This window comes from Microbacterium sp. C448, assembly GCF_000582705.2.
GTDB lineage: Bacteria > Actinomycetota > Actinomycetes > Actinomycetales > Microbacteriaceae > Microbacterium > Microbacterium lacus_A.
On record NZ_HG779727.1, the window covers coordinates 1 to 3,640 of the forward strand.

At 71.7% G+C, this 3,640-nt stretch carries 4 protein-coding genes; all 4 read right to left on the reverse strand.

The genetic code is table 11. The features are described 5' to 3' along the window. Positions 1-221 precede the first annotated feature (221 nt). Entirely contained in the window at positions 222-1,199 is a 978-nt protein-coding gene (locus MIC448_RS11195) for an NAD(P)/FAD-dependent oxidoreductase (protein ID WP_036299614.1), read from the reverse strand. Continuing rightward, positions 1,192-1,542, reverse strand: coding sequence for a ferredoxin (fdxA, locus tag MIC448_RS11200; RefSeq protein WP_036299616.1), 351 nt, complete (start codon positions 1,540-1,542; stop codon positions 1,192-1,194). Before fdxA ends, MIC448_RS11195 begins: the two co-directional genes overlap by 8 nt. Further along, complete coding sequence (locus MIC448_RS11205; protein ID WP_036299617.1) at positions 1,539-2,954, reverse strand: FAD-dependent oxidoreductase; 1,416 nt, start codon at positions 2,952-2,954, stop codon at positions 1,539-1,541. The genes fdxA and MIC448_RS11205 overlap by 4 nt, the downstream gene beginning before the upstream one ends. 14 nt (positions 2,955-2,968) lie before the next feature. Continuing rightward, the coding region (gene cobA / locus MIC448_RS11210) for a uroporphyrinogen-III C-methyltransferase (protein WP_051513658.1) at positions 2,969-3,640 on the reverse strand (672 nt) is incomplete at its 5' end.

Sequence of the window (3,640 nt, forward strand, 5' to 3'; positions counted from 1 at the left end):
GTCCGCGGCCTGAACGCCCTGTTCGCCACGCTCCGCGTCCTCGAGTTCGCGCAGCCGCTTGATCGCCGCGGGGTCGTCGAGGATGTCGGCACCCGGCCCGTACGCGCGCTCGCGGAGTGCGCGCAGTTCGGCGCCCGGGTCATCGGCGATCACAGACATCGAGGCCATCCTGCCTCATCCGCGACCGCGCGGCTTCGTCTCCGTTCGCGCGACCCGCCCGCTCAGTGGGCCGTGCGCACGCCGACCTGGTCGTGCACGAGCACCGCCGCGGCGCGCGCGCCCTGACCCGCGGCGACGATGAGCTGCTGCGGACCCGGGGACGCGGCATCCCCTGCGGCGTAGACACCCGGGGTCGAGGTCCGTCCCGAGCGGTCGGTCACCAGGTTGCCGAACTTGTCGCGCTCGAGGTCGAGTCCGTTGACGAAATCGAGCACGGGGTGCCACTGGGGCCGCACGAAGCCGCCCTCGATCTCGATGCGCTCGCCGTCGGCGAGCCGCACCGCCGACACAGCGCCGCGCTCGCCTTCGAGGTCGTCGATCGGGCGTCGCTCGACGATGATTCCGGATGCCGCGAGCTCGGCCTCTTCGACGGTGTCGACCACGTCGGACCCGTTCGTGAAGACCGTGAGCAGATCGGTCCATCGTGCGATCAGGCGCGCGCGGCCGGCGAGATCGGGGGTCTCGCCGATGAGCGCGAGCGGGCGGTCCTGCAGCTCCCACGCGTCGCACGCGGCGCAGCTGAAGATCGTCATGCCGTAGTACGCGCGGAGGCTCGGGATGTCGGGCAGCGTCTCGCGCAGCCCGGTGGCGATGAGCACCGAGCGCGCCGCGACGGCTGACGGGATGCCGGTGCCACGGCCCTGCAGCGCCACGACGAAGCGCATGCCGGAAGCGGAATGCGTCTCGAGAAGACCTGACACGACGGTGCGATCGAACACCCGGACGCTCGGGTACGCGGCCAGTTCGGCCCGCGCGAGTTTGCGCAGCTCGAGCGGCGGGATGCCGTCGCGGGTCAAGAACCCGTGTGAGCGCAGCGTCGCGGCGTTGCGGGGTCGCCCCGCGTCCACGACCACGACCGACGCGCGGGCCCGGCCGAGGTTGAGCGCAGCCGACAGCCCCGCCGGCCCGCCGCCCACGATCACGACGTCGACCTCGGTGCCGGCCGGCCGGAGCTCTCCGGGGTTCTGCGGGTCAGACATGCGCGTCTCCTTGCGGAGGAAGGGCCGCGACGATCGGGTGGTCCAGGGGGATCACACCCACCTTGGCCGCGCCGCCGGGCGAGCCGATCGCTTGGATTGAGCCTGTTGAAATCTCGAAGAACTCGACGTTGGCCTTGTAGTAGTCCTGCCACTCGTCGGGCAGGTCGTCCTCGTAGTAGATCGCCTCGACCGGGCACACCGGCTCGCACGCGCCGCAGTCCACGCACTCGTCGGGGTGGATGTACAACGACCGCTCGCCCTCGTAGATGCAGTCCACCGGGCACTCGTCGATGCAGGCGCGGTCCTTGACATCGACGCACGGCAGCGCGATCACGTACGTCATGGAACGAGCGCTCCCGACCGAGAGACCCGCACCTGCTCGTCGCGCGGCACGACCTTGACCCGCTCGCGGGTGTGGACGTGGGCCGCGCCGAGCGCACGCTCGTGCGCGTCGAGGGCGAGCCAGCCCTCCCACGTCGTGTACTCGACTCCGCGCTCCTCGAGCAGCTCGAGCACGTCGCCCTCGACGGTCGGCGCCGTGAGCGCCCTCGCCTGCGCGTCCTCGACGAGGTGCGCGATCGTCTCCATCGCGTCCGACTTGGTGTGGCCGATGAGGCCGACGGGCCCGCGCTTGATCCACCCGGTGGCGTAGAGCCCGGCGATCACCGGCGCGTCCGCATCGCCCGTGGCGGCGGCATCCCGAACCCGTCCCTGGACGTTTGGAACCACGCCGGCCCGCTCGTCGAACGGCGCACCGACGACCGGCGTGCCGTAGTAGCCGACCGCGCGGTACACCTGCTGCACGGCGATCTCGCGGAACTCGCCGGTGCCGCGCACGCGTCCGTCGCCGATCGGCTCGGTCCGCTCGAAGCGCACGCCCGCCACGCGGCCGTCGCCGAGGATCTCGACCGGCGAGTGGTAGAAGTGCAGGTGCAGGCGCCGGCTCGCGCCCGTCGACTCGCGCGTGCGCCAGCCGTTCAGGATGCGCAGCATGACCTTGAGCTGGTTGTTCGTCGCGTTCGCCGGGTCGGCGTCCTGGAAGTCCTCGTCGTGCACGACGATGTCGACGTTCGGCACCTCGCCGAGCTCACGCAGCTCGATCGGGGTGAACTTGATGTCGCCGGGGCCGCGCCGCCCGAACACGTGCACGTCGGTCACGGCTGAGGCTTCGAGTCCCGCGAGCACGTTGTCGGGGATCTCGGTGGGCCGCAGGTCGACGGCGTGCTTCGCGAGCACGCGCGCGACGTCGAGGGCGACGTTTCCGTTGCCGATGACGGCGACCTCGCGCTGGTCGAGCGGCCACTCGGTCGGCACGTCGGGGTGGCCGTCGTACCACGCGACGAAGTCCGCAGCGCCGTACGAACCGTCGAGGTCGATGCCCGGGATGTCGAGAGCCGCGTCTCGGATCGCCCCGGTCGCGAGGATCACCGCGTCGTAGCGCTCGCGCAGCTCGTCGAGCGCGATGTCGCGGCCGATCTCGACGTTGCCGATGAACCGAGTCGTGCCGGCATCCAGCATCTCGTGCAGCGAGTTCACGATGCCCTTGATGCGGGGGTGGTCGGGCGCGACGCCGTAACGGATCAGCCCGTACGGTGCGGGAAGCGACTCGAACAGGTCGACCGATGCCGTGCCGCCGGCATCTGTCACCGCGCCGGTGAGGATGTTACCGGCGTAGATGCCGGCCGGGCCCGCGCCGACGATCGCGACGCGGAGGTTCTGGAGGTTCGACGAGGTCGCTGTGTTCGACGAGGTCACTGGGCGGGGGCCTTTCAGGAGGTGCCGCGAGCGGCGAGCGGGTCGAGGGTGTCGAGGTTCTCGAGGTCGAGGGTCGCGAGGTCGTTGGGTGCGTAGGGGCTCAGCCGGACGACGTCGCCGACGACCACGACGGCGGGTGAACGGATGCCGCGGGCCGCCGCCTGATGCGCGATGGTGGCGAGCGTGCCCACCGTGACGCGCTGGCGTGCGCCGTACCCGTCCTCGACGACGGCGACGGGGCAGCCCGCGCCGCGCTCACCGCGGGCGAGGGTGATCGCGGAGTGCGCGAGCGTGCCCACACCCATGAGCAGGACGACGGTGTGGTCGCGGCCGCCGCCGAGGTCGCGGATCTGGTCGTGGCCGGTTGCGACCGTGAACGCCGTCGCGACCCCGCGATGCGTGAGCGGGATGCCGGCGACCGCGGGCACCGAGACGGCACTGGTGATGCCGGGCACGACCTCGACGGGCACGTCCGCCTCGTGGCACGCCGCGAGCTCCTCGCCGCCGCGCCCGAAGACGTACGGGTCGCCGCCCTTGAGCCGGACGACGTTCTTGCCCCCGCGCGCAAGCTGGATGAGGAGGGCGTTGATCGCGTCCTGCGGCACGGGGTGGTGGCCGGGCAGCTTGCCGACGTCGACGACCTCGGCGCGCAGCGCGACCCCGTCCGCGGCCAGTCCGTCTAGAAC